Consider the following 25,660-nt stretch of genomic DNA (forward strand, 5'->3'; position numbering starts at 1 on the left):
ACATGGAGGAAATTTAAGAATGATAAAAAGACGGTTATTGGCATCTTTACTTGCGACAGCGATGCTGGTTACTTTGTTTTCTCCGCCTATGACAGGGACAGTCATCGCCGCATGGGGAGATGACGTAAATCTATTGACCGTAAATGCGGGTACGGATGGAAATACGGCGACATCCACCCAAGCGCCGGACGGACAGACAGCGTGGAAGTTGAACACGGGGACCTCCAAGAACGGCGGTCCGTGGGATAATCTTTTCACGCCGAGCGTGGCGCCTCTAAGAGATGTCTCCGCTTATAGAGACGGCTACTTTGCCTTCGAGATGTACATTCCAAATGCCGGCTTCAAAAATATGGAAGGCAACAACTGGCTCGTCATCGTAAGCGACAGTAATCCTGCTGAGGACAAGTTTAACAATGATTCCCGCCTCCAACTGGAGTTAAACGGAGTCGCGAATGCAGCGGCGGGTACATGGGCGACGGTGTATACGAAGTTATCGTCGACAAGTACCGTAGCCGGGAATTTCAATGACGAATGGCTGGACCAAGTCACCAGACTGGCCATGCATCTGCAATGGAATACGAGTGTCCCTAACACCGACGTATTCATCAAAAATCCGCGTTTCCAGAAAAGTACGTTAGGTCTTCCGCTTTCATCGTCAACGGTTCCCGCACTGGATGCAGCAACAAAAACAGTAACCGCCAACGCACCGGCCAGCGGACAAGCCGTGGAATTCGCGATAAGCGAAGACGGGACCGCTCCGGCATCCGGTTGGGTGGATGGGAGTAATAACGGTGGCGTCTATACTTATCAATTTGCCGAACTACCTGCAGTAGACACCTACTATGTATTCGCACGCGCGAAAGCAGACAGCAATTACAGCTTCGTCGGTCCATCTTCAAGAATTACCGTAACGTCTATTGACGAACAAGTGTTGGTAGATGACGCGGCGGCGTCTCTGACCTGGGATACGATTAAAGGCAACAATACTGCGGAGAACGACATAAAATCGCAGCTCAGTCTTCCGACGACAATAGACACGACTACCGTAATCTGGTCTTCGGACAATGCCGCCATAAGCAGCACCGGAAGCATAGACCGTTTATGGAATAGAGAGGCAGACAAGACGGTGGTGCTCACGGCGACAATAACGAAGGGCGAGGCAAGCGCGACAAAAACTTTTACTTTGACAGTGAAAGCCATGCCGGCGGAGGTCAATGCCCGGACTGCGACGTATTTTCCTAATATAGAAGAGGGAACGATCAACACGGTGGCGCCGGACGGCAATAGCGCGGTTAAGTTGGGTCCTGGAAAAATAGGCGCCGGCGCTGAACGAATTTGGAATGCCAACAGCGGCAATCAGAATCTATTAGGTTATGCGAATCAGTATTTTTTTTTTGATATGTATGTTACACATGCGGACCTTCTAAATTTCAACGGCAATAACTGGATCGCCATTGCATCCGGCGGTAACAATCTGGATACGAATTCGCGTCTTAACCTTAATGTGAATGAAATGAGAAACGGACAGGTCAACGAATGGATGACCGTATATGCGCAGCTGTCGACGTCCAATTCTCCGAATGGCTTCAACCCCGTTACGTTGGACACGGTAACGGAAATGAGATTGCAGATGCAATGGGCTTCCGTGCCTGAAGGCGACATCTATATCAAGAACGCTCGTTTTCAGAGTACCGTGGATTCGCCGAAACCCATTCCGGCAGCCGTTGAGACTACCGACAACGTGACGTTATCTTCAGCAGCGCCGACGAACGGTCAGGCTGTGCAGTTCGCGATCAACACGACCGGCAGCGCTCCGGCAGAAGGCGATTGGACGACGGGGACGCTCGATTCGGGCTCGTATGCGGCGACCTTTGCCAAACCCGCAGGCAACACCTACTATACATTCGCGCGCACGGCTCAGAATACACAGTATCCTTTCGCAGGAACGCATACCAGAGTTAAAGTCGAGCATCTTGACGACGATCAAGCCGCAGCGGATGCGGCGGCTCAGCTGACCTGGGACACGATCAAGAATGCGAACGCGAATCCATCCGGAGTCAGAACGGCGTTGACGCTTCCGATAACAGGCGCGAACGATACGGCGATCACATGGTCGGCCGTACCTGCAGGTATCGTAGATACCGCAACCGGCAGCGTAACTCGCGACTCTGATCAAGACAAAGCCGTAACCCTTACGGCGACGATAACCAAGGGTAATGCAACGCCTGTTACTAAAACGTTCAATTTGACCGTAGTCAGCATGGCGAACGAGCTTGCCGGGGTGTTCATTGACTTCAATGATCCCGACACCTATGCTCCAATTGGAGATCCGGCACAAAGACTTCAAGGCAACGGCATAGGAATCAGTCTGAACGGGGACAACAGCTTGGTAGAAAGAGTCACTCAAAGCGGCGTAAGCGCCGTGAAGGTGGGCGACTTTATTTACGTCATTGTAAACGACCCCCGACTTGTACCGGTAAACAAGGTCGAATTGGAAGTGAAATACTGGAGACCGAGCGCGGCCGGCGGGATTTCGCTGCACTATAACACCATCTATCCCGGTAATTTCTCCGGGTACGATGCGTATAGATCGGCGAGCCTTCCGGCGATGGGAAGCGGCAACTCCTGGGTCGCTTCAACAGTCGTGCTCAACGGAGCGAATTTCGCGATAGGCGCGCAAAATCAAGGCGCCCATCTCCGTTTTGCTACAGCCGGAGCCATTATTCAGAGCATACGAATCACCGAAATTCCTCCAACGGATGCAGAAGCGGTACAGCTGGCTTCGGAAGCGCTGACTTGGGACGCGATCAAGGGGACGAATACAAGACAGGATCTGGTTGAAACGGATTTGATTCTTGCCAAGTCGGGGTCGGCGAGTACGAACATTGCTTGGAGCTCTACCGATGAGGCTGTCATCAATAGCGACACCGGCGCAGTAGAGCGTCAAGAAGCCAATACAGCGGTAACCCTCACGGCGACCCTAAGCAAAGGTACGGCAACGCCGATTGTTAAAACCTTTCCTATCGTCGTTCGCGGAACGGGTACCGGAAACGACGAGGATGCGGTAAATCATATGTTGAACAAACTGACATGGGACTTCATTAAAGGCATGAATGCTTCCGAGGCTGACGGCGGTATGGGGAATGTGACGACGAACCTGGTTCTTCCGTCGATGGGCGAGAATATGACGGATATGGCATGGACGACGTCCGACGATACCCTCATCACCGCTGCAGGCATAATCCCGACCAACCGCCCGGACGGCGGCGGTGCCGTAACGCTTACGGCGACGGTAACAAGAGGGCCGGTATCCGCTCCTGTAACCCGGACTAAAACCTTTGCGTTGACGGTTCCGGGCAGATATGACTACGCCAAACACATGAGAACGGCAATCGATCAGGCTCACGACGCGAAGGATTGGGCCATTTCCGACTTTAACGTGCTCGCTTTCGGCGCGAAAACGGAAGCGATGGCAGCAGCGGAGAACTTGGTTCATTTTGATAACAGAGAGGCTTTCCAAGCGGCGATTGACGCGGCTTACAACGATGGCGGCGGCGTAGTTTATATTCCTGCGGGCACCTATGCGTTCCGTACGGAAACGACCGGCACGATCAGCGTGAAAAGCACGACGGGCAATACAACCTACGAATATAAACAAGTTTTGAATTTGCGGGCGGGCGTACAGCTCCGCGGCGAATGGGATAACCCGGATGCGGCCGGTTACGACGGCAAAATCGACGGAACCGTGCTCGCGGTCTATGCCGGGCATAATTCCGCCAATTACGACACCTATGTGGATTCGGACGAGAGAGAGAATCAGACCGGCGGCAAAAAGGTAGCCAACGTGTCCGACCGATTCATCGACATGGAACAAGGCACGGGGGTATCCAACCTTTCCGTATGGTATCCGAATCAGGATATGAATGCCCAGACCGTTGTTGAAAAGAGGAACGAAGACGGTCAGAAAACAGGGGAATTCGAGACGATTAACGGAATTCCGTACCCGTGGACGTTCTATCAGAGAACCGGAAACAGCGCCACGCTGGATAATGTTACGCTTGTCAACGCTTGGGGAGGATTCATCTCCCTGCCGAGCGAAATGCATTACGTCGTGAACAGCAAGATGACGGCTCTCTACAAGGGCATCGTGGTTCACACCTGTACGGACATCGGACGGATCGAGAACGTGAGCATGAATCCGAAATATTGGGCGAATTCCGGGCTTGCCGGCGCCCCGACTCTATCGGCATCGAGAGCATACACAAGAGCGAACGCTACCGGATTCATGATGCACCGTTCGGACTGGGAATACGTATCCGGATTGAATATTTCCGGGTATAAGACGGGAATGTGGATCGGAAGGGAACCGGGCGGCGACGAGGCTCCGAACGCGCAGTTCTACGGATTGAAAATCGAAGACAGTCAAACGGGAGTCTATATCGACAACGTTAACGGATTCGGTCTGCTGATCTCGAATTCGGAATTCGGCGGCGACACCGCGGTCTATTTCAACGAACGTTTCGACACGTCCGTTCAATTCAACGGAGTTGCATTCCAAGGTCCGATTGTAAGCAGCGCCAGAGGCGGCGTTATCTCCTTCGAGGACAGCACGTTCGACGAATATGACGACTACGCGCTGAACTTCCTCAATCGAGGCAACGCGTTGGTCAGTCAGAGCAGCTTCAAACAAGAGGACAAACATGCGCATCTCGGAACGAACTTCGGAACGTTCAAATCGGTCAATTCCGGTCATAACCTTAACCTCGAGAGCGCCAACCTTGCCGCTCACATCGCCAATCTCGAACTTGACGTTAAGGCTGACGGGAATAACACCAAGGTGCAGCTCGTGAATGACGTCGATTATCTGTTCGAACCGATTCCGAAAGACGTCAAAACGGATATAGACGTTCACCCGAGGCCGACATCCAGCGCAGTGCTCAGACTTGACTTCCCGCGCTCGTTAACAAGCAGCGCGCCGACTGTGGATATCTCCGCGAAATTGCAGGAAGCTCTGACCTATATTAAAGCGAATCACGGCGGCGGCACGATTTATTTGCCGGGCGGAAGATATCGGCTGGATCATCCCGTCATCGTTCCCGAAGGCGTCGAGCTCAGAGGAACATGGGACGTACAGCACCATACGCAGGGGGGCGGCACGGCGATCTTCACCACTTACACCGGCGGCGCTCAGGGAGAGAATGGAGCCTCTCTGATTCAGCTCAAGGCTAACGCAGGTGTCAGAGGATTTAACCTTACGCAAGCGAACCTAACCAGCGTCAGCCTCAACAATCCCGACCAAACGCTTAAAACTCCGTTCTTGGTACAGGGACAAGGCGCAGGCGTATATGCCATCAACTTAACGATCCCGATCGGGGATAAAGGCATCGACCTGGCTTCCTATCCAACCGACGGCCACTATGTGGACTATTTAGGCGGTACGCTTTTGAGAGCTGGCATCTGGGTCGGAGGAGGCGCGGAAGGCGGATTTATCCGAAATATGCAATTCAATCCGCATTACGCCTTAAGACTTCCGGGAGGTCAGGGCTATACGGCGCCTTCTGGCGATCTGTACGGATTCGTGCAAAGGTACATGAGCGCGCTCAAATTCGCCGACGTGGAAGACCAGACGATTTTCAACAATTTCGTTTTCGGTTCGGTATACGGCATACACTTCCTGAAGCGGGACTTAGGGAACGGACAATTCGCCTACCCAGGCAAAATGACGATGATCGGTCACGGTTCGGACGGAACCACGTACGCTCTCTATGTGGAAGATGCGGACGAACACACTAAAATCATCGCGATCAACTCGGAATTGGTGAATACGAACATCCCGACGGAGCCCAGCAGAGCGTATGTGAGAATGGGAGATGTCGCGAATACCGCGAAAATCCACCCCGACGCTGAACTTGCCCTGTACAACAGCGCGTTCTGGGGAAGCCCGACCGTAGCGGGAGCGATCGTAAATAACGGTATCGTTCGGTTACAGCAAGCCAACTTCACTCAGCTGCCCAGCAACAATCCAGGCATTGACGTCCAGGGCGGCAAGGCGCATGTGTACACTTCTTACTTCCAGCCGTCCAAGGACGGTCAAAATAACAATGTGTACGCCATGCTGCGCGAGAGCGGCGCGTCGATAGAACTTAGCAACAATTATTACGCATCCGGCTTGAGGAACGGCACCCCGGCCAACAATCCGTACGGAATTTACGGCTCGGATTTGTTGGCGGAACCGTTCGTATTTAACCTAGCCGACAACGGAGATCAACATCAAATCAACTTTAAGTACAATGTCGGAGGGAGAACCTCCGCGCCCGGGACATTGACCGTTGTTTCTCCGGCGGCCTATGCCGAGGATTTCACTCCCGTCCGATTCAACGCGCTGGCGGCAGGCGAATCCGTAACCATAGATTTACCATACTATGTTGCTGGCCTGATCACGTTCGAGCTTGACCTCGAAGACGGAAATGCCTACACCTATACGGCTAAGTATGACGCAGCTTACGCTGAAAAGGCAGGCTCGGCAGGCTCGGAAAATCCGGCTAAGAGCGCCGCGACTCCGGCATTCGTCATGGACACAAGAGATTATATAACGATGGGAACGTGGGACGGTCCGCAAGACCTCAGCGCGGAATCGCGTTTCGCATGGGACGACGACCATTTGTACGCGTACATTGTCGTTAAGGATGACGTGCACTTCAATAACCAGACCGGAGGAAATATATGGAGAGAGGATAATTTGCAGTTAGGCATCGATCTGCGCAATCCTGCGACCAACAGTACGACGCGGAATGAATTGGGATTCACACTTACCAATGCCAACGAAGTGATCGTATTCCCTTGGACTCGTCCTTCGGGGGCCAATGCGCCGACTGCTCCGATCACGGATGTCGCGGCACAGATTACGAGAGATGAAAATACGAAAACGACGATTTACGATCTGAAAATTCCGTTTAATACCGTTCACAGTAATCCTGCATCGGCGTTGGCGAACGAAAGAATCGGAATATCCGTCATGCTCAACGAATCCGACGGCTCGAATGAATCGGACGGCACCAGAACCACTTTCGAAGTCGTAAGCGGACATTTGAAGAATTCGACTTTTTTTACAGATCTATATCTGGTAAGCGCAGGCGGATACAATGAAAGGCTTGAAGCATCGGCAAGGGCTGCGGTTACAAAGGCTCTGACGTCCGAATCGGCCGCCGATATCGCGATGGCTCGCAACTTTGTCGTGATTATGACGGACGGAGAGGTTAAGACGGAACTGCTGAACCTTATCAATGCGATCGCCGTGTCGTATACCGTCACGTTCAAGGATTGGAATGGAACGATCCTGAAGACGGAGACGGTGAGTCATGGAGAGGATGCAACTGCGCCGACGCAGCCTTCGCGGGCAGGGTATACGTTCACGGGGTGGAGCGTCGCATTCACGAACGTGACGTCGGATCTGATCGTTGTAGCGGAGTATGCTGCCTTGCCAGGAAGTTCGAGTAATTCGGGCAATTCAGGACTCGTTACGGTACAGCCATCTACCAAGGTTGATGTAGATAACAGCGGCAACGTAACCGTAAGCTTGACGCCAACGATGAACGACTCGTCCCAAATCGCTCAAACCAACTTGCCCCACAACGAGATTGAAAATGCATTCGGACGGGCAACAGGCGAGTCGAAACGGATTAAAGTGAGTTTAGCGGGCATTGAGAACGCCAAAGGTTACGCATTAGGGCTTCCGACCTCATGGTTCAAGGGAGACTCCGACAGATCGGTCGTTGTAGGAACGCCGTTCGGCTCGGTTGTCGTGTCGAGCGCGATGTTTACCGCAGCTCAATTGCAAGGCGCCGGGCAAACCGTAACCCTCGTTATTCGCCAAGCGGATAAGAGCGGATGGAGTCAACAGCTTATCGATCGGATTGGCAATCATCCGGCATTGGATCTGTCGGTCATGTTCGACGATAAAGCAGCGGCGTGGAGCAATAGTGATGCACCGGTTACTATCCTCGTGCCGTATACGCCGACAGCATCGGAGAAACAAAATACCGATCAGCTTGTTGTCTGGTACGTAGACGGTGAAGGCAACGCAACGCCTGTTCCTAACGGCAGGTATGACAGCACAACGGGGCATATGGCGTTCCGAACTTCGCACTTTAGCCAGTATGCAATCGTATATGCAGCGCCTAAGTTCAGCGACTTGTCGCGCGCAGCTTGGGCAGCCAAGGAAATCGAAGCGTTGGCGGCCAGGGGCGTAGTTGAAGGGACGTCGGCAACGACTTTCGATCCAGGGACTGCAATCGGCAGAGGAGAATTCCTCGCGCAATTGATCAGACTGCTTGAACTGGACGCTGATTTCACGGCCAACTTTGCCGATGTTCCGGCAAGCTCGCCTTATTACGAAGAGCTTGGAATCGGCCGCGCGCTCGGCATTGTGGAAGGCGTTGGCGGGAACAAGTTCTTGCCCGATACGGAAATCAGCAGAGAAGACGTTGCCGTCATCCTTAAGCGTGCGCTTGATCAATGGCACAACAAGCTGCCGCAAGTGTCGTCCAAGTCCATCGACGATTTCAAGGACGGCGTGAAGGCAGCGGCCTATGCAAGAGAAGGCTTAGCCTATCTGCTTGGCATCGGGTTACTCCAAGGAAACAGCGCCAACAGCTTGAATCCGAAGGGCAACCTGACTCGCGCAGAAGCGGCAGTTATCTTGTATCGAATCTACACGCAATCGCACTAAGAAATGCAGAGAAGAAGCCGGGGAGCGCTCCCCGGCTTCTTCTTAGCCTCTTACTAAGTTTTAGAAAAGTAACTTTGAACGAAGGCTTCTATCGTTTGTCGGCGAAAGCGGACTGCGTGGACGTTTTTTTCAACTGTTCGGAATAGAGCGGCATGGGGGGAGGGGCGACTATGTAAAATAAGTCCGATGGCGAGGCTTGGTGAAGTACAGGTTCTTTACAGTCTCTATTTCCGAGCCAACCCGGATCATGTTATTTACCAGCCGAGTGTCCACCGTCATGAAGCTGATCCCGTACAGACTAGCCATCGATATGTTCACTGCATCCGCCGCTCCCAAATGGTTGGTCAAGCTGATCTGTTGGAGCACGCTCTCCTTATCGCCATCCAGAACCAGTAAGACGTCCTCTTGAACCAGATCGCGAACGAAATGCATGATTTGATCGCGAACGGCTTCTTTATCAGGTTGGGAGAAGTTCTCCGACTCGTGAGGATGCGCGATTAAATACTGATTCAACGCCCGCTGTGCTAAATTGACGATCTCGTTGACAATGGTCGGGTTTACGAACAAAAAAAGTACGTCTTCATTACTGAAAACGTAGGTATCGAATAGATTTTTAACTGTGGTGTGATATGCATCAAAAGGATTGAAGTAGGCATATAAAACTCCGGTGTCAATGAGGATGCTTTCCTCCGGCTCGAAACCGCTGAACTCCGGAGCATTGAAGTCAACGATTTTCATACTTCCACCAATCTCTGACCTTGTTCATGTCGACTTTCGTGGGTACACTGCCCATGTACTCTTTAAGAAGCGCCTTTTTCTTTTGCGTCAAGCCGGAATACTTTGTCATATCCAATTTCTTCAGTTTAACGGCTGGCATAGGCTTTTCCTCCCCGTCCATGAAACCCTCTCCTAAACTCAACTTTAGGATCAGTATTCACAGACCGTATTTTTATCATACTCCCCGAATGGATTGCTTTACCAGCATTATAGCATATTTAACTTCAGAAGCATAAGGCTGCCACAAACCTCTCGCCGTAATCAAGATGAAGTGGAAAAGTTCAAGCAGACAATATGCTTGGACTTTTCTTTTTACATAAAATGTAGCTCCGGACGATATACAATCTGTTCAATACACAACACATTACATAATGTAATATATAATTGACATTATGTAATGTTGGATGATATTGTATATGTGAAAGGAGCTGAGTCAGTTTGAAAAACAAAAAAATGAAGATCGCCAGATTAGAAGCCGATGTATCGCAGGAGCAACTAGCCGAGATCGTTGGCGTCACGAGGCAGACTATAAATTTAATCGAGTCGGGCAACTACAATCCAAGCCTTAAGTTATGCATCGCAATATGCAAGGCGCTGGGCAAAACTTTGAATGATCTATTTTGGGAGGAATGAGTATGAACAACGCTAAGATCGTTAAGGAAACCAAGTTGATCATGAACGTTACTTTGATCGCGGGTATCGTCCTTCTGGCGACAGGGATCCTGTTTACGCAAATGGACATCCATCTCATTTCTAACAACAAGGCTCTGATAGCATTGTCGCTTCTGCCGTTAAGCATGGCATTGGTTTATTTCCTGAAGCTGTCGAGTATCAAGAAGTCTCCTCACAAGATGCGATCTATTCTTATTAAAGAGAATGATGAGAGGCTCGTGGCCATTAAGAATGAAGCAGATGCGAAAACGTTTAAGGTTATCCAAGGAGCTTTGTTTTTAACTTATTTCGGCTACACCTTTATCGTTCCGGAGGACATTTTTAAGGGGGCAGGGTGGTGGATTTTAATTATCCTTTTATTGACTTCTCTTTTCTTGCCGGGTATGTTCAGAAGCGCGATCGGTAAAGCCGATTTCAACGGGGATAGCGAACACTAAGAAGAATCGCATTATGTTACAGAATAATTTCTCGAGGGATTGTGATAGGGATATGGTTAAATCAGTCGATCAAGCCTCCTAAAATGAATGTAATCCTAATTTTAGGAGGCATAATAAATGAATTTCAATCCGATTGACATGGATAATTGGAGTAGAAAACCCTACTTTAATCATTATCTAAACAATGTCAGATGTTCGTATAGTATGACAGCAAACATTGACATTACCAATCTTCTGTCTGTAATTAAAAATAAGGGGATTAGCTGTATCCAGCATTAATCCATATGATAGCAGCGGTAGTAAACCGCCACGTTGAATTTCGCACATGTTTTGACTCTGAAGGCAGATTAGGTTATTGGGACAGCTTGGCTCCTAGCTTTACGATTTTCCATGATGATGATAAGACTTTTTCAAGCATCTGGACGTTGTACGATGAACAATTCAGTGAGTTCTACAGCCGCTATCTGGATGATCTGAAAATGTACGGAAGCATTAAACAATTTGCGGCTAAAGCTAACGAACCGCCAAATATCTTCCCGATTTCTAGCATTCCGTGGGTCAGCTTCACAGGCTTTAATCTGAATGTATATAACGAAGGGACCTATTTACTGCCTATCTTTACAATGGGGAAATATTTTGAGCATGACGAGAAAATACTGTTACCCTTGTCAGTACAGTTCCATCATGCCGTTTGTGACGGTTATCACGCTGGCGTTCTGTTTAATGAACTGCAATTACGTGCAAATACCTGTAAGGAATGGTTGTCCATTAATTAACTAGGCAGGGGCGCCTAAGCCTTATTACAGCAACAGCCCTCTACCGCTTTGTTCAGCGGTGAAGGGCTGTTGCTCTGATTTCTCGAACCTTATTTGATGACAGCAAAGATGGCGACGACAATAGCTACAGCTATTACAAATTGAATAATAAAGCTTTTCGAGTTAAATTTCATCGATATCACCTCGTATTTTATTGTTACATTACTTATCAAAACGACGCCTGCCATAGACGATGACTGCAATGGCGAGAGAACCGATTGCCCAGAGCAGCATATTAAGGAGATGCCATTTGATTTCGGTGAAACCGCCATTTTGCTCCAGCCCGATGAGTGCCGCGGAGAAGCTTTCGGTTGGAAGATAGCTGATGATTGTGCTGAAGACAGGGTTATCCAGCGTTGTGCTTATCAGCGACCCGTAGGTAAAAATCACGAGAACCGGAAGGCCCACAATGGAGGTTTCCATAACCGTTCGTGAGATAAGCCCGATAATGGTGCCTAATGAGACGAATATGACTATGGAAAGCACAACCATAATGGTGAAATAGAAGAGCCCCGGAACATGCATTTTGCTTATGAAGATCGAACCGATTACGACCAAAATCGTAATTAGAGACGAGAGGAGGCTCTTGCCGAGTATAATTTCCATTCGTGTAGCCGGAGACAGCAATAAGGCGCGTAAGGTGTTTTTCTCCTTCTCTTCGGCCATCATCGTCGCTTGAACAAAGGCGCCTGTTATAACCAGCGCCAGATTGATTGGCATACCCAGCAGGCTGGCGTCGTCCGAGTCCGAATCGGATAACAGGGCTGCCATTCCTAATGGCAGCAATATCGTGATTAGAATCATATAAGAGTTCTTAAACAGATCCTTTACATCTTTTACAATAATGGCAGATACTCTTTGTACGGAAAATGTCACTGCAAAGACCTCCCTGTAAGTTGAATAAATATTTCTCCCAAAGTGGGTTCATTCGAATGAATCGACATTAACTCCCCTTTGGCGATATATTGGGCAACAGTTTGTGCTCCAGCCTCATCCTGTTTGATTTGAATACGGCTGCCGTTCCGTAGAACGAGGCTAATTGTAGAATCTCCATATTTCACTCGCAGGTTGTGAGGATTGTCCAGCTCTACAATTTTCCCATGATCGAGGAAGGCGAGTCGCTGACAGAGGCTCTCTGCTTCTTGCATGTCATGGGTACTTAAAAAAATGGTTGTACCTGACTCATTCAACTTGCGCAGGCTTTCATGAATTTGTTTTTTGTTGGTGGGGTCTAATGCAGAAGTCGGTTCGTCCAAAAACAAAAGTTCCGGTTTATGCAATAAGGCCCTCACTAAGGTGACTCTTTGCTTCATTCCTTTGGATAGCTTCCTTACTGCGGTTTTCTTGTCTTGAATAAGGTTAACTTCCTCTAACACTTCATCAATGCGCTTTACGTCTACATCATACAGCCTGCAAAAGAGTTCAAGGTTCTCATATACCGTCAGGCGATCGTACAACCCGCTGTTGTCCGTAAGGATGCCGATCCGTTTCAATTGCGAGGGATCGCGCAGCTTGCTTACATCTGTCCCGAACACTTGCACGGAGCCTGCTGTATGCAGAAGTTGTGAAGTCAGAATCTTCACCATTGTGGTTTTGCCGGAACCGCTGGGACCCAGAAATCCGAAAATTTCTCCTCTTCGAACATGGAAGTTAACGCCACTCAGAGCTGTCTTTTTACCAAAAGTTTTGACCATCTGCCTTACCTCAATCTCATGCCTCATCCCGTTAACTCCTTTATCGATTGATCTTGCTTGTGCTAAACGAATTGTATTAAAAATCGCGTAACCGCACAGTATTTACAGGATCAAAGGAGTACACGGGGGGCTGAATACTGCATTTTGGAGGGGGAATGGAGCAGCTGTTCGGTAAAAAAAGGGCACCTTCAGATACCCAAGGTCCCCTTTAACTCCTCATATTTTCCTTTGGAAAGCGGAATAGAGCTTTTCTTGTCATCATCCAATATGAGACTATAACTGTTACGCGTCCATGAGATGACTTCACGCACTTTTTGCAGATTGACGATATAGGAACGATGGCACCGAAAGAACCCAAACGCTTTAAGCTTAATCTCAAGATCGTTTAAGGTGAACACACAAGGGAAATGGGCCCCCTTCACATGAAGCAGGGAGATCCCCTCGCTGCTTTCAATGAAATTGATTTCGGTCGGATCGAACAAGATGATCTTATCGTCCACCTTGGCGGGGATTTTCTCCACCCGGACGGGTCGGACTTCGATTGCTGCTGGAGGAAGCAGGGCAGTTTGGGATGGATGTTCCTCGCCAGGAGCAGTAACGTCCGTTTGAGCATCGGTTCCCGAATCATCGATTACATCTAATTTTTTGAATTCATGCTCGTTCAGTCTATATACCTCATTGGTGATGGTGATGGCATCGACAAGGTAGGATGTCGTGATCAGAATGGCCTTTCCTTCGTTCAGAAGTTCAGTAAGCAACGCTCGAATAATGATTTGGCTTTCGATATCCACGTTCTGCTCGGGTTCTTCCCAGATGAGCAACGCAGGGTTATGTATAATCGTTCTCCCCAGGTGCAATCGTTTTTGTTCGGAGAAGGTTAATGAAGCAATTTGGCTGTTCAGCTTGTCCCCTAATCCGATTCTGTGCAGGACTTCATTGATGGAGAGGGTTGCTTGGTATAGGTTCTTGTAAAAAGAGAGCGAATCCTTCACCGTAAGCCGTTCGTAAAGCCCGTCATTTAGAAGGGATACGCCTATTTTGTGCGCCTCTTTCTTAAAGTTCTGGGGTAAAGACGCGCCATCCATCAGCACATGACCGCCAGATGTCGGAATATCGCCCAGAAGCAGTTGGATTAATAACTGCCCCAGTTCATTGTTGCATTGTATAACGACGCACTGGCCGCTCATAATCTGCAGGTTGATCTCCGGCAATAGCAGAGCATTGCCCTTTCTCTTTATTAAATGATCAATCGTAAGTACCGCCATACATTTCTCCTCGCTATTCGGAAATCACTTCCCATGTGTATAATAGCAGTCAATTTCCCATCAAACAAATTAAATACGCAATTGTGACGCAGAACAGAACGATTGCCGCCACCGTTTGCTTAAAGTCATCCTTGATACGCACATGAGCCCATATAGCTCCGGCCATGGTTAAGGCAAGCCCTATACCGGCAAACATTGCCCAATGAGGGTAGAAGTAACCTGCAGCCAATCCAGCTGCTCCGATAAGCTGCACCGTTCCAGTTACGACACGAAACCACTGCGGCAGTTGCAGCCTCTTGAAGTTATTGACATGCATGGACAATCCGGATACTTTTCCCACGCCTGATATCAGGAAAATCATTATCAGAATCGTTTGTATTGTTGTAGTTGCAATCGACATTGTCATCGTCCTCTCGCTATTGTTGTTTGGGTTTTAGAAATAACGTGCCAATGGCACTTGCTCCAATAATCGTTCCTGCAATTAGAGCAACTGCGAGTTCGGTCGTCGTTAATCTGCTGCCTGAGTAGATTTGATGGAAGAAGAATACGGTGGATGGAAGGGACAAGGTAACGGCCGTTAGTAAGCCGGGAGAATACTCTTTGTATAATAGGGTGGTTACGACATGGAAAAGCGCGTTGATACCGATATGCAGTTGAAATGCCGCTGCTGCTATTACCCAAATGCCGTTATACCCGATTGTGGATGCTTTATAGGACACTAACAGAACCAGCAGAATCATGAACACTTGAATGAGGACATGTTTGTAAGTTGACATGGGGGCGAAGTGCCGCGTGGCCCATTTTGCAAAACCGGGAACTTCTTCAATGGTGTGGATGAGTAAGACGACATAGGGTAACCAAAAAACAAGATGAAGGGCAGGGTCTATCAAGTTTATCTCCTCCGTATGAAAGAATTGTTTGAACGTTTAAACAAATTTGCGCGAAAAAAAATTAGTTTTTCAATAAATAGGTTTCTAATAGCTCGATTAAAGTCAGATAAGCAGCGTCAATATCGAAGTCAGGATCAGCCATCTGCTCAAGAGCCAGGCCATCAATGGTTACATTAATAATCGATGCCAGCGCCTTTTTATTAATGCTTTCTTTTAACGGCAGCATGTTCAACGATTTCAGCACTTGTTGTTTACCTGCCTCAAGGCTTTGCTGAATTTCTTTGCGGCCGGCTTCGCTCCTTAAACCGATTGCGAACAATTCAAAGCGAAGACGATGCCAGTCCGGGTACTGATGCACCATATTTTTAGGAACGGCTAACGCATGGCGTATGAAATTTTCGTTCAACGGGATCTCCGAGATCTTGTTCATTTCTTCAATGTAACGTGCGCTTTCCAAATGAAAAATCTCAAACATCAAATCTTCTTTGCTCGAAAAATAATAATTGATCAGCCCTTGCGATATCCCTGCTTGCTTGGCAATCTCTTTTGTCGAAGCTTTCTCAAACCCTTGCTCAGCCAGCACCTGGTAAGCGGCATCGATAATTTTATTTTTCGTATCTCCAGGGACGTTTTTCATTCTCACACCGCCTTTGTTTGAACGTTTAAACAAATCATATCATGTTAAAATAACAGGTGTCAACGAGCTGTACGACGGATGGACGAATCGCCGACCATGTCCAATGTTGTCCCCGTTGCCGCTGTTCGAGGAATTGCTGCTGGTCGATGTTAAACTCCGGCGGCATGTGATGGGCATCGGATTCTTTGGCCGGTGTCTTGAAGGGACCGAGGTGAGCGCCATACACCTTGTAACCTTGCATGAGGCTGATGTGCTGCAGCGAAGGGGCAATCGGCTCAATCGAATTGACGACGTTAACCAGCATGGCCAGATTAGGCGGAACCAACTCAGCCCACGTTGGCCGATCTTGATAAGCGGCATAGAAGAGATGCGTCACTTCCGTCAGGCTGCCGAGCTTCTTCCGAGTGTCTGCTTCGTCGAGAAGGTCGACGGGAATGTACCGTACTCTACCGGACGACTCGCCTCCGCGTCTCGAAACCCCGATGATGTTCCAATCCGGAAGCTTCGTTAAGTATTCAATCAGATTGCGTCCTATGACGCCGTTAGCACCAATGACAAGAGCCGTTTTACGGTCGGAGGTTTGATTTGGATGACTAAGCATAGACATTCCTTCCTTTCAAAGTTACGTTTTTCATCATTGTGTAACATTGAATAGAAAGAGAATAGTACGCACTTTGAAGTGATATAGTCACTTGAAAGTAATCAAAGACAAGGAAACGGAGCAAGCAGGTAAGCCGCCATTGGATGGAACGCCTCAGTCAAATAACCAAAAAGTAACCCGCTTAGGCTGATGGCCTGCGGGTTATTTTTTGGTTATGTGAGCAATCGGTCCATAACTCGGATTTGCCTAGTGTATGGCCGTTATAAACAGTTTCAAAAGAGCCAAGGCATCCTTGCGCTGCTTTTCGGTGCATTGGTTGAGCGCGGCTATAATCAATTCCGTCTCATCGTACGTTGTAGTGTTGGCGTCTTGGCCTAAAAGCAATTCGTTAGGCGACAGCTTGAGTAGGGTGCAGATACTAAGCATTGTTTCAATGGACATACCGGCTTGGCCGCGTTCAATGTCGGCACAAAATCGAGGTACTCGTCCAATTTGTTCGGCCAGTTGCTCACGAGAAATTTCTAAAGCCTCTCGTTGTTTTCGTATACGTTGACCTACCTTCTTCTTGTCGTATACACTCATTACTCTGCACCTCCTTTAACTAGGGTGTCAGTTTATAGCTCCTATTATGTATGAGTAGAGAGTTGACAGAAATGAGTTTAAAAAGTACTATCTAGGTAGTTTTTAACATACATCATGTGACTTCATGACAGGATAGCTCTTAGAAGTTAGAGCGAAAGGGCGGAGGATGAGCAATTCGTCTTTTAAGGAAGCTAGAGAAAGAGCGGAAAAAGCTGAATAAACTTGGAGAAAAGTCGCTGGAGTATTGCATTCCCTTATCCGAGGATCAGGAAGTTCTGGAACAGAGCCGAAAGGTTGATGAGTTAATGGCTCGTTATCATCGTATGAAAGCCATACAGAAGCAACGAATGCGTTAAAAAGCGGCAGTTGGAGGGAGAAGGGAAAATGGAATTTCCGCTGTGGTGTCAAAGGGCTGTACAAGATAGAGTGGATTGTGTTGCAGCTCGCATAGTACGTCATCCTGATATCTGCAGATTACGCGAAGAAGAAGACAAAGCGTTTCAACAACTGTTTGCTAACATGGATATAGTGAGATTGCCCGAGTTTTCGGAGTGGGAGGATAAGCATCACTGTAAGCACGCATTGATGAATGAACATCTGTACCGACAGGGCTTGCAAGACGGTATGCAACTTGCATTTGCCTTATTAAACATGCTGGATACCGACGAAATGGAGGGGGATCTACATCCGTCCTCCTCTGACAATTTAAAAGGCTCGTAAGGATTAGCTCTACTTAGTCCCGCTTCTGATGCAAGGACTTCCTAAGATCGTCCCGGACGCTTCTATTCCATAGGGCAACGCCTGACCGATGCGCAGCTCTTCCGTTCAAATGTCCCGCTACAGGCGAGGTGAGGAATACAAAGACAATGCCCAGCAGGAGCTTGGCGCTGATATGGTCCAAATACAACATGAAATAAAGAAATACTCCTGCCAGTATAAGCAAGACGCCAAGCGTTGCGCTCTTGGTTGCCGCGTGCGATCTTAGGTAGACATCAGGAAAACGAATGAGTCCGAGCACGCTGATCAGGCCGATCAGCGAACCGAGCACAATCAGGGTTCCTATCAATACTTCAGCTGCCAGATTGATCATCTCCATATTCCATAACCTCCCCTCTTTCTATAAAATGCGCAAATGCCGTCGTCCCGATAAAGGTGAGTATACCGATGACCAGCACGATGTCCAAATAGACTGCCGTTTTCAGCAGGACGCACAGGATGGCGACTATGGAGAGGAGCAAAATCCCTATGGTGTCCAGCGCTGCAATTCGATCCGGTATCGAGGGGCCTTTCAATAGGCGGTACATGCATCCGAGAATCGCGAGCGACAAGAAGGTAAGGGCAATCATCAGAAAATAATCGATCATGATCTTGTCACCTCCATGATGGCTTTTTCAAAAGAATCTTTAAGTTGTTTGGAGAGCTTTTCTGCATCTTGAATATCCATGGCATGAATGTACAACGTCCGATTATCAGCAGATACGTCCAAAGTAAGCGTGCCAGGTGTCAGGCAGATGAGGCAGGAAAGCAGGGTGATTTCCCAATTTGATTTCAATTCCGTGTTGTATTCGATAATACCCGGGCGCATGGTGAATTGAGGCTTTAGAACATGCTTGATGACCTCGAAACTGGACAGGAATAATTCTTTATTAAAAAGCGCAAGCAGCTTAAGAATTTTCCAAACCTTCTGGATATAGAACTCATGAGACCAATAGCGCCGAAATAATCCAATGAGAACAATGCCTAACAAATAACCGATAACAAACTGCAAGTTCGACCATACGCCGTTCAGAAATGTCCATGTGAACGCAATAACTAAATTCAACAGAATTTGCAGCGCCATTTTATCTGCTCCTTAATATGGCATCAATGTAATCCGCAGGCTGAACAAGGATATCCCCTGCCATGGATACCCACCCATATACGTATTCTGAACCGAAGCCTACGCCGATAACCAGCACACTTAATGCAATAGCGGGCATTAGGGACTTGTTGGGAATGACGGGCGGTTGTTCTCTAATCTCGGTTCTCTCTCCCCAAAAGGCACTTGCGAATATACGAATCAGGGAGTAAAGCACAATCAGGCTTGAAGCGAGAGCGACAGCGGACAACCCGTAATATTCTTCTCCCAAGCTTCCTCGAAGCAGAAGGAATTTGCCGGGGAAGCCGCTAAACGGGGGAATACCCGCTATCGCTAATCCGGTTATAAAAAAGAGGCCGCCCATTAACGGGTAACTCCTGATTAGTCCGCCCATCTGTTTCAAGCTGGAGGTTCCAGAAGCCTGTACGATCAGTCCGCCCAGAATAAACAGCAGCGCCTTAGCCAACATATCGTGAATAAGGTAAAACACGACTCCATCCAGCGCATCCTTGGACGAGACAGCCAGACCCATCGCCAGAAAGCCAACGCTGATCACTACGTTGTAATTCATAATGCGCCGAATGTCGTCATACGCCACTGCACCGAACGCCCCGAGCAGCATAGTCGCGATGGCCATCCATTGAAACCAGTTGTGAACATCGATTTGGTCTGTATGAAAGATTAGGGTAAACGTCCGAATCAGAGCATACAGACCCACTTTGGTCAGCAGTGCCGCAAATAACGCTGTAATAGCAGCCGGCGGAGCGCTGTATGATCCCGGCAGCCAGAAAAACAAGAACAAACCGGCTTTTAATGAAAAGACAATCATAAACAGCAGAGCAATCACAGTCAGAATAGTACCTTGACCTGCCTCCGCGATTTTCAGCGACAAGTCGGCCATGTTTAATGTGCCTACTACGCCGTACACGTAAGCGACTGCTGCGACAAACAGCGTTGAGGACAAAATATTGATCAGAATATATTTGAGCGTTTCACGAAGCTGACGCTGGGTGCCCCCCAATACAATTAAGGCATAGGAGGAGATAAGCATAACCTCAAAGCAGACGAACAGATTAAACAAATCGCCAGTCAGGAAAGAACCATTGACGCCGACAAGCAGAAACTGAAAGAAGGGATAATAGTAATGGCGTTCCCTTTCTTCTCTAATTGATCCGAAGGAATAAAGCAAACAGCATGCGGCGACGATCGCGGTCGTGAGAGTCAACAACGCTGCAAACATATCGGCAACAAATGCAATGCCGTAGGGAGGCAGCCAACCTCCCATGTGAAGCACTTGAGCGCCTTCGGAGCGGACCTGCATGACAAGGCAGCATGAGACGACAGCGCCGAGCAGGATTCCAATCATACTGACCCATCGCTGGAGTATGATCCGATTCTTCATAAATAGAAGGATGACGGCTGTGCACAGAGGGATCAGCAACGGAAGAACAAGCAGGTTATTGCTCATCGTCTTGCCCCCTCAGTTGCTCCATATCGTCTGTTCCCAGCTTCTGATAAGCTTTGTAGGCCAAGACAAAGAAGAAGGAGGTCACTCCAAAGCTTATGACGATCGAAGTCAAGATGAGCGCTTGAGGCAAAGGATCGACATAGGCTGCCGCTTTCTCTCCAAGCAATGGAGCAGCCCCTGTTTTCAACCGAGACATCGTTAATAACAACAGGTGAACGCCATGCGTGAGCAGAGAGGTTCCCAGAATGATTCGAAGCAGGCTTCGGGTCAAGATAAGATATACGCCTACCGCGAATAGAACTCCGATGGATAAGGACATATATAGTTCCATCGCTATTTATCCCTCCCGATTTCAAGAATGATCGTCATTGTAATGCCCACTACGGTCATGAAGACGCCAAGATCGAAAAGAACCGCCGTTGCAAGTTCCGTTTCGCCTAGAAGCGGCAGGTTGAAATAGCCATAGGAATGGCTAAGGAATGGAACTTCAAATACGAAAGAGCCGATTCCTGTTAAAATGGCTACGAGCAAGCCGAATGCGGTCAGCTTTTTGAAATCCAGAGGGATAACCTCTCGCATGGTTTGGATGCCGTAGGCCATAGTCAAGAGGATGAGCGAGGCTGCGGTTAGTAGAGCTCCGATGAATCCGCCTCCCGGGTTGTGGTGCCCCGCAAAAAACAGATACAACGCAAGGGTCAATATGATAAATATGACGAATCTGGAGATCATTTGTAAAATAACATTGTTGCTTTTCACTTGCTGAAAGGGCTGCAAACGCGTATCCGGGACCGCAGCATCGCCTGCACGTTCTGCTTGGGCCCCCATACTGAGACGGATCAAGGCGTAGATGCCAAAAGAGGCAATTCCCAAAACGACAATTTCAAGCATCGTGTCGAATCCGCGGAAATCGACAAGAATGACATTGACGACGTTTTTCCCGCCGGCCATCTCGTAGCTGTATTTCAAATAATAGTCGGAAATGGATTCGAATAGTTTGCTGTCGCTGACTTTCAGCGAGATTAGCGTCATGATGATGCCGACGCTTCCCGCTATCACTACGTTGGTCACTCTAAATGAGCGCTTCGTTGCTTCGCGTTTTAACTTGGGCAGGTGGAAGAAACAGAGCAGGAACAACGCAACCGAGACTGTTTCTACGATCATTTGGGTCAGAGCCAAATCCGGCGCCCTGAAAATAACGAAAAACAAGGTGATCATATAACCGGCAGCGCCTGTCAGGATGATGGCTATCATTCTTGATTTGGCAAAAGGAATGGCGAGAACCGCGATAATTAGCACGAGGTTAATCACCATTTCGTATACGGATACCGGTGAAAAACGCGAGAAATCCATGCTCACCGAATCCGTGCGGTATAGTGTCCATCCTAACGAGAGGATGAAGAAAATAAATACATAGATCAAATAGTGCCGGATAGAGCCCGTCATGTAGCGATTCGTTAGTCGGCGAGATCCGTCATGAAGCAATTTAAGACCGCTGTCGTAAGCACGGTTAAGAGAGGTTCCGTTAAATAGCGGTTGATTAAGCGGCCGCAATCTGCGATGAGCGGCATACACGAAACTCCCAACCGCTACGACCCCAATCGTCATAAACAGCTCCGGCGTCCAGCCATGCCATATACGGATGGAAACGTCAAACTTTTCGCCTGAAAGCAGAAGTCCCGGATGAATAGCGGCCATAGCCGGTTCAATGAGCGAATACGACAGCAGGTTTGGAAATAGACCGAATACGACTGCCAATGAAGCGAGTATGACAGGAGAAAGCAGCATTCCCGTGGGGGCTTCGTGAGGCGATTTTTCCAATTTCTCAAATTGAGGACGTCCGCTAAACGTTCTGAGAAGCAAGATCATGCTGTAAGCGAAAGTAAAGACGCTGGCAATCCAAGCCACTACCGGAAAGAGGACTCCTATGGATTGCATATTCATGAAGTCCAGGCTCATTATGGACAACAGCGCGGTATAGAACATCTCTTTACTGAGAAAGCCGTTAAACGGCGGCAGTCCCGCCATGGAAAAGGTCCCGATAAGCGCGATTGAAAACGTAATAGGCATGACAGACAGCAGACCGCCCAGCTTGCGAATATTGCGGGTCCCCGTTTCATGATCCACAATGCCGACAACCATAAACAATGCGCCTTTAAATATAGCGTGGTTGATGAGATGGAAGATGGCGGCCAGCGTCGCTTTTGTATAAAGCAAGCCTCCATGAGCACCGGAGTAGAATGCAGCGGCGGAGCCCATTCCAAGCAAGCTCATGATTAAGCCCAGTTGACTGATCGTCGAGAAAGCGAGCAACGCTTTTAAATCCGTCTGCTTCATCGCGCGATAGGAACCGTACAGCAAGGTTGCGATTCCAACGGCGGATACCAGCCAGAACCAGAGCGCGTTTCCTGCAAATACAGGGCTTAATCGTGCAACCAGGTAGATACCTGCCTTTACCATTGTGGCCGAGTGAAGATAGGCGCTGACAGGCGTGGGAGCTTCCATGGCGTCCGGAAGCCAGATATGAAAAGGAAATTGAGCCGATTTGGTGAAAGCCCCCAGCAAGATGAGCAGCAGGGTCGGAACAAACAAGGAATGCTCCAAGAGCGCATCTGCACCGGCAATGATTTCCCTGACGCTTAATGTGCCGGACATGAGATACAGCAGGATAAAACCGGCTAGCATCGCTAACCCGCCCAATACGGTAATCAGCAGCGATTTGAAAGCGCCGTATTTGGATTTTTCTCTTTTGTGCCAGAACGCAATCAACAAAAAAGAGGAAATGCTGGTCAGTTCCCAAAAACCGTAAAGAACGATTAAATTATCCGACAATACGACACCGAGCATCGCGCCCATAAAGAGCAACAAGTAGGCGTAAAAGGGAAGGAGCGCTTCCTTGGTTTTGTCCAGATAGAAGATGGAATACAGAACAACCAAAGATCCGATCCCGCTTATCAGCAGAGCGAACAATAAGGCCAACCCATCTAACAGCACTGTGAACTGAACGCCTAACGACGGCATCCAGGGAATTGTGCTTTGGAAGGTTTCTCCGGATTGTATGGCAGGCAGCTGCAACAGAAAGTAAACAAACAATACAACGGGAACGGGAAGGACAAGCCAACCCGTATGAAAAGGCTGCCGCAATTTATGCAATACAGCGATCATTGCAGCAACGAAGAGCGGCAAGATAATGGCAACGTGCAGCAGCAACGTTCGTTTCCTCCTCAATGGCAAATGAAAGTCTACACGTATCATTTCCAAAAAAATGCAAAAAGAGCCCGCTGTGGCAGGCTCCTCCGAAAGAAAAGTATCCGATTTTGTTTAACGCTATTCTCAATAGTAGCGTGGGACCAGGCGATTTGTCAAACAGAGAATGGATGCGTGTATTTAGGCAACACTTATTAGCTGAAGAGGTGAACCCTTGTGCTAATAAGAAAAATAGGGATCTGCGCATCGCTTTTCCTTCTACTTGTGTTGCTTGGGGTGTTTCTGTCCAATATCCAGTCGGAACATAAGCGGCTTCAATACATTGAACCAAGAAGCGGGACTACGCTGTATTCTGTATATCAGACCCCGGACGGCAACGGTTATACAGCTCCGTATGTGCCATTCCAACCACGTGAATACGTTCGAATTGCAAAGCGGACGGTTTCGAATCGAAATTAACTGGAGAATTTGTATGTTATATAATATTTTGATCGGTTGCTGTACAGTTTGATTACTACTTTGTTGGAATACATTGCTTTTCTAACCAAGATCGTATCTTACGGGAATAACTGGACGATCGGATGGACCTATATTTCCTATCTGCTGGCTTTTAGTTGCATTGCCACCTATGCCAGATTGCTACGTATATTTATTAACCCTTTGTTGCGTTAATCTAGAGATGTAAATTTACCTTTTGATTTTGAATTCCGGGAGATCGTTTACTTTTTATGTCACACAACTTATAATCGAGTTAAAACTTGATATGGGTATATCTGGAGGAGCCTGCCACCAACGGGCTCTTTTTGTCTTTTTCTGACAATCAATCACAAACGAGGTGCGTAACATGCTAAGGTATTGCTACGATCAAAGCGCTGTACGGATCACAGAATCGCCTAACGAAAACGATATTGAGTTTCACATCCGGATTTTGCTTGAAGAGCCCCTGTACCTGGATGGAATTCAGCTAATCAAGAAGAAATACGAGCGAAACGGAGTGGACACAAAGGTATTATTTTACGCGAACTACGATCGTGAATATCGAGCTATTGTGCACAGGGATCATTATGCGTATTTCATCATTGAACTGATGAAACATCAATTGCTGAGAAGCGTGGAGTGGACGACTTAATTATTTCACTGGCTATAGCACGGTAGGCCAAGGAGGGATGAGCGATGATCCAGGTAAAGGAGCTTAAATACACTTATCCGAGAAAGAAACAGCAGACATTGCGTGGACTCGATTTCGAGATTGGAGCAGGGGAGGTATTCGGATTTCTGGGTCCGTCCGGTGCGGGGAAAAGTACGATTCAAAACATATTGGTCGGCAAATTGCAAAATTACGAAGGCGCTGTACACGTTTTTGGCCAAGAGATGAAAAAGGCAGGTGTCGACTATTATGAGCGCATTGGCGTTTCGTTCGAATTTCCGAATTTTTACGGTCGATTCACCGCATTGGAGAACTTGAATCACTTTCGCTCTTTATATCGAAATCGGGATGCCGAGCCGATGGCATTACTCGAAAGCGTCGGAATGTCGCAAGCGGCTCATACGAAGGTAGAACAGTTTTCAAAAGGGATGAAAATGCGTCTCAACTATTGTCGCGCGGTGCTGAATGACCCGGAGATCCTGTTTTTGGATGAGCCGACTTCCGGACTTGACCCGGTGAATACGGCTATGCTGAAACGTTTGATTCTTCAGCGCAAGGAAGCGGGGACTACGGTATTAATTACAACTCATAATATGCAGGCTGCCGAGGAACTCTGCGACCGGGTAGCCTTTATTGTCGATGGCGAAATCAAACGGATCGATACGCCGCATAATCTGAAACTGCGGGGCGGAGAGCGAAAAGTAAGAGTGGAATATGAGGGCGATCAAGGCCGGTCGAGCGAAGACTTTGCACTGGACGGAATAGGAGACGATGCCCGTTTTTTGGAATTGCTCCGCTATCGTCAAATTATCACCATGCATACTTTGGAAGCTTCCATGGATCAAATTTTTATCGATGTGACGGGGAGAAGCTTGGTATGAGAAT

General features: G+C 48.3%; 21 protein-coding genes and 2 pseudogenes. 7 read left to right on the plus strand and 16 right to left on the minus strand.

From position 1 onward, the window contains the following. Positions 1-133: 133 nt before the first annotated feature. Positions 134-8,728, plus strand: coding sequence for an immunoglobulin-like domain-containing protein (locus B0G52_RS19105; protein WP_094046978.1), 8,595 nt, complete (start codon positions 134-136; stop codon positions 8,726-8,728). A gap of 168 nt (positions 8,729-8,896) precedes the next feature. Here the strand turns inward: B0G52_RS19105 and B0G52_RS19110 are convergent, their stop codons facing one another. Continuing rightward, complete coding sequence (locus tag B0G52_RS19110) at positions 8,897-9,466, minus strand: hypothetical protein (RefSeq protein WP_094046979.1); 570 nt, start codon at positions 9,464-9,466, stop codon at positions 8,897-8,899. Further along, positions 9,453-9,626: a hypothetical protein gene (locus B0G52_RS35630; protein ID WP_158223780.1), complete on the minus strand. Its 174-nt coding sequence runs from the start codon at positions 9,624-9,626 to the stop codon at positions 9,453-9,455. Before B0G52_RS35630 ends, B0G52_RS19110 begins: the two co-directional genes overlap by 14 nt. A gap of 317 nt (positions 9,627-9,943) precedes the next feature. Here B0G52_RS35630 and B0G52_RS19115 point away from each other — a divergent pair, with 317 nt between their 5' ends. From B0G52_RS19115 to catA, 3 genes and pseudogenes are all read left to right on the plus strand, one after another. After that, the gene (locus B0G52_RS19115; protein ID WP_094046980.1) at positions 9,944-10,138 is read left to right on the plus strand and encodes a helix-turn-helix transcriptional regulator; all 195 of its coding nucleotides are present in this window, start codon (positions 9,944-9,946) and stop codon (positions 10,136-10,138) included. Between the two features lie 2 nt (positions 10,139-10,140). After that, the gene (locus B0G52_RS19120; protein ID WP_094046981.1) at positions 10,141-10,614 is read left to right on the plus strand and encodes a hypothetical protein; all 474 of its coding nucleotides are present in this window, start codon (positions 10,141-10,143) and stop codon (positions 10,612-10,614) included. A gap of 117 nt (positions 10,615-10,731) precedes the next feature. Beyond that, positions 10,732-11,390, plus strand: a pseudogene (catA, locus tag B0G52_RS19125) (type A chloramphenicol O-acetyltransferase). 201 nt (positions 11,391-11,591) lie between these two features. Here the strand turns inward: catA and B0G52_RS19130 are convergent. The 8 genes and pseudogenes from B0G52_RS19130 to B0G52_RS19165 all read right to left on the minus strand — a co-directional run bounded on the left by B0G52_RS19130 (position 11,592) and on the right by B0G52_RS19165 (position 17,098). After that, positions 11,592-12,305 (minus strand): ABC transporter permease, encoded by a 714-nt coding sequence (locus B0G52_RS19130; RefSeq protein WP_094046982.1) that lies wholly within the window; start codon positions 12,303-12,305, stop codon positions 11,592-11,594. Continuing rightward, positions 12,302-13,150 (minus strand): ABC transporter ATP-binding protein, encoded by an 849-nt coding sequence (locus B0G52_RS19135; RefSeq protein ID WP_094046983.1) that lies wholly within the window; start codon positions 13,148-13,150, stop codon positions 12,302-12,304. Before B0G52_RS19135 ends, B0G52_RS19130 begins: the two co-directional genes overlap by 4 nt. 161 nt (positions 13,151-13,311) lie before the next feature. Then, complete coding sequence (locus B0G52_RS19140; protein WP_094046984.1) at positions 13,312-14,388, minus strand: LytTR family transcriptional regulator DNA-binding domain-containing protein; 1,077 nt, start codon at positions 14,386-14,388, stop codon at positions 13,312-13,314. 49 nt (positions 14,389-14,437) lie between these two features. After that, positions 14,438-14,788, minus strand: coding sequence for a DoxX family protein (locus B0G52_RS19145; RefSeq protein ID WP_158223781.1), 351 nt, complete (start codon positions 14,786-14,788; stop codon positions 14,438-14,440). A 16-nt stretch (positions 14,789-14,804) separates the two neighbouring features. Next, a complete protein-coding gene (locus tag B0G52_RS19150) occupies positions 14,805-15,278 on the minus strand; it encodes an HXXEE domain-containing protein (RefSeq protein WP_158223782.1) in 474 nt (157 codons plus the stop codon). Positions 15,279-15,339: 61 nt separating this feature from the next. Next, complete coding sequence (locus tag B0G52_RS19155; RefSeq protein WP_094046987.1) at positions 15,340-15,915, minus strand: TetR/AcrR family transcriptional regulator; 576 nt, start codon at positions 15,913-15,915, stop codon at positions 15,340-15,342. A gap of 70 nt (positions 15,916-15,985) precedes the next feature. Then, a pseudogene (locus tag B0G52_RS19160) lies at positions 15,986-16,516 on the minus strand (NAD-dependent epimerase/dehydratase family protein); the annotation flags it as partial. Positions 16,517-16,762: 246 nt separating this feature from the next. Further along, the gene (locus tag B0G52_RS19165; protein ID WP_094046988.1) at positions 16,763-17,098 is read right to left on the minus strand and encodes a helix-turn-helix domain-containing protein; all 336 of its coding nucleotides are present in this window, start codon (positions 17,096-17,098) and stop codon (positions 16,763-16,765) included. Positions 17,099-17,271: 173 nt separating this feature from the next. Between B0G52_RS19165 and B0G52_RS19170 the strand changes: the two genes are divergently transcribed. Both B0G52_RS19170 and B0G52_RS36225 read left to right on the plus strand, forming a co-directional pair. Next, complete coding sequence (locus B0G52_RS19170; RefSeq protein WP_094047043.1) at positions 17,272-17,454, plus strand: Spo0E family sporulation regulatory protein-aspartic acid phosphatase; 183 nt, start codon at positions 17,272-17,274, stop codon at positions 17,452-17,454. Between the two features lie 28 nt (positions 17,455-17,482). Continuing rightward, positions 17,483-17,818, plus strand: coding sequence for a hypothetical protein (locus tag B0G52_RS36225; RefSeq protein ID WP_233162809.1), 336 nt, complete (start codon positions 17,483-17,485; stop codon positions 17,816-17,818). A 13-nt stretch (positions 17,819-17,831) separates the two neighbouring features. Here the strand turns inward: B0G52_RS36225 and mnhG are convergent, their stop codons facing one another. The 6 genes from mnhG to B0G52_RS19205 are packed head-to-tail and all read right to left on the minus strand — an operon-like array spanning position 17,832 to position 23,586. Continuing rightward, positions 17,832-18,194 carry a monovalent cation/H(+) antiporter subunit G gene (gene mnhG / locus B0G52_RS19180; protein ID WP_094046989.1) on the minus strand — a complete coding sequence of 121 codons (363 nt, stop codon included), beginning with the start codon at positions 18,192-18,194 and terminating at the stop codon, positions 17,832-17,834. Continuing rightward, positions 18,169-18,462, minus strand: coding sequence for a Na(+)/H(+) antiporter subunit F1 (locus B0G52_RS19185; protein WP_094046990.1), 294 nt, complete (start codon positions 18,460-18,462; stop codon positions 18,169-18,171). Before B0G52_RS19185 ends, mnhG begins: the two co-directional genes overlap by 26 nt. Continuing rightward, complete coding sequence (locus B0G52_RS19190) at positions 18,459-18,938, minus strand: Na+/H+ antiporter subunit E (protein WP_094046991.1); 480 nt, start codon at positions 18,936-18,938, stop codon at positions 18,459-18,461. The genes B0G52_RS19185 and B0G52_RS19190 overlap by 4 nt, the downstream gene beginning before the upstream one ends. Position 18,939: 1 nt before the next feature. Next, the gene (locus tag B0G52_RS19195; RefSeq protein ID WP_094046992.1) at positions 18,940-20,424 is read right to left on the minus strand and encodes a Na+/H+ antiporter subunit D; all 1,485 of its coding nucleotides are present in this window, start codon (positions 20,422-20,424) and stop codon (positions 18,940-18,942) included. Next, the gene (locus tag B0G52_RS19200) at positions 20,414-20,755 is read right to left on the minus strand and encodes a Na(+)/H(+) antiporter subunit C (protein ID WP_094046993.1); all 342 of its coding nucleotides are present in this window, start codon (positions 20,753-20,755) and stop codon (positions 20,414-20,416) included. The genes B0G52_RS19195 and B0G52_RS19200 overlap by 11 nt, the downstream gene beginning before the upstream one ends. 2 nt (positions 20,756-20,757) lie before the next feature. Next, entirely contained in the window at positions 20,758-23,586 is a 2,829-nt protein-coding gene (locus B0G52_RS19205; RefSeq protein WP_233162828.1) for a Na+/H+ antiporter subunit A, read from the minus strand. Positions 23,587-24,801: 1,215 nt separating this feature from the next. Here B0G52_RS19205 and B0G52_RS19215 point away from each other — a divergent pair. Beyond that, complete coding sequence (locus B0G52_RS19215; protein ID WP_094046995.1) at positions 24,802-25,656, plus strand: ABC transporter ATP-binding protein; 855 nt, start codon at positions 24,802-24,804, stop codon at positions 25,654-25,656. Positions 25,657-25,660 lie beyond the last annotated feature (4 nt).

Source organism: Cohnella sp. SGD-V74, from assembly GCF_003001675.1.
Lineage (GTDB): Bacteria > Bacillota > Bacilli > Paenibacillales > Paenibacillaceae > Cohnella.

What these genes read in the sequence shown, in the direction of transcription:
- B0G52_RS19195 (WP_094046992.1), bottom strand. Translation starts at nt 20,424, where the DNA reads ATGAGCAATAACCTGCTTGTTCTTCCGTTGCTGATCCCTCTGTGCACA.
- B0G52_RS19120 (WP_094046981.1), top strand. Translation starts at nt 10,141, where the DNA reads ATGAACAACGCTAAGATCGTTAAGGAAACCAAGTTGATCATGAACGTT.
- B0G52_RS19205 (WP_233162828.1), bottom strand. Translation starts at nt 23,586, where the DNA reads ATGATCGCTGTATTGCATAAATTGCGGCAGCCTTTTCATACGGGTTGG.
- B0G52_RS36225 (WP_233162809.1), top strand. Translation starts at nt 17,483, where the DNA reads ATGGAATTTCCGCTGTGGTGTCAAAGGGCTGTACAAGATAGAGTGGAT.
- B0G52_RS19135 (WP_094046983.1), bottom strand. Translation starts at nt 13,150, where the DNA reads ATGAGGCATGAGATTGAGGTAAGGCAGATGGTCAAAACTTTTGGTAAA.
- B0G52_RS19155 (WP_094046987.1), bottom strand. Translation starts at nt 15,915, where the DNA reads ATGAAAAACGTCCCTGGAGATACGAAAAATAAAATTATCGATGCCGCT.
- B0G52_RS19215 (WP_094046995.1), top strand. Translation starts at nt 24,802, where the DNA reads ATGATCCAGGTAAAGGAGCTTAAATACACTTATCCGAGAAAGAAACAG.
- B0G52_RS19165 (WP_094046988.1), bottom strand. Translation starts at nt 17,098, where the DNA reads ATGAGTGTATACGACAAGAAGAAGGTAGGTCAACGTATACGAAAACAA.
- B0G52_RS19185 (WP_094046990.1), bottom strand. Translation starts at nt 18,462, where the DNA reads ATGATCGATTATTTTCTGATGATTGCCCTTACCTTCTTGTCGCTCGCG.
- B0G52_RS19145 (WP_158223781.1), bottom strand. Translation starts at nt 14,788, where the DNA reads ATGTCGATTGCAACTACAACAATACAAACGATTCTGATAATGATTTTC.
- mnhG (WP_094046989.1), bottom strand. Translation starts at nt 18,194, where the DNA reads ATGGAGATGATCAATCTGGCAGCTGAAGTATTGATAGGAACCCTGATT.
- B0G52_RS19110 (WP_094046979.1), bottom strand. Translation starts at nt 9,466, where the DNA reads ATGAAAATCGTTGACTTCAATGCTCCGGAGTTCAGCGGTTTCGAGCCG.
- B0G52_RS35630 (WP_158223780.1), bottom strand. Translation starts at nt 9,626, where the DNA reads ATGGACGGGGAGGAAAAGCCTATGCCAGCCGTTAAACTGAAGAAATTG.
- B0G52_RS19140 (WP_094046984.1), bottom strand. Translation starts at nt 14,388, where the DNA reads ATGGCGGTACTTACGATTGATCATTTAATAAAGAGAAAGGGCAATGCT.
- B0G52_RS19190 (WP_094046991.1), bottom strand. Translation starts at nt 18,938, where the DNA reads ATGGCGCTGCAAATTCTGTTGAATTTAGTTATTGCGTTCACATGGACA.
- B0G52_RS19200 (WP_094046993.1), bottom strand. Translation starts at nt 20,755, where the DNA reads ATGGAACTATATATGTCCTTATCCATCGGAGTTCTATTCGCGGTAGGC.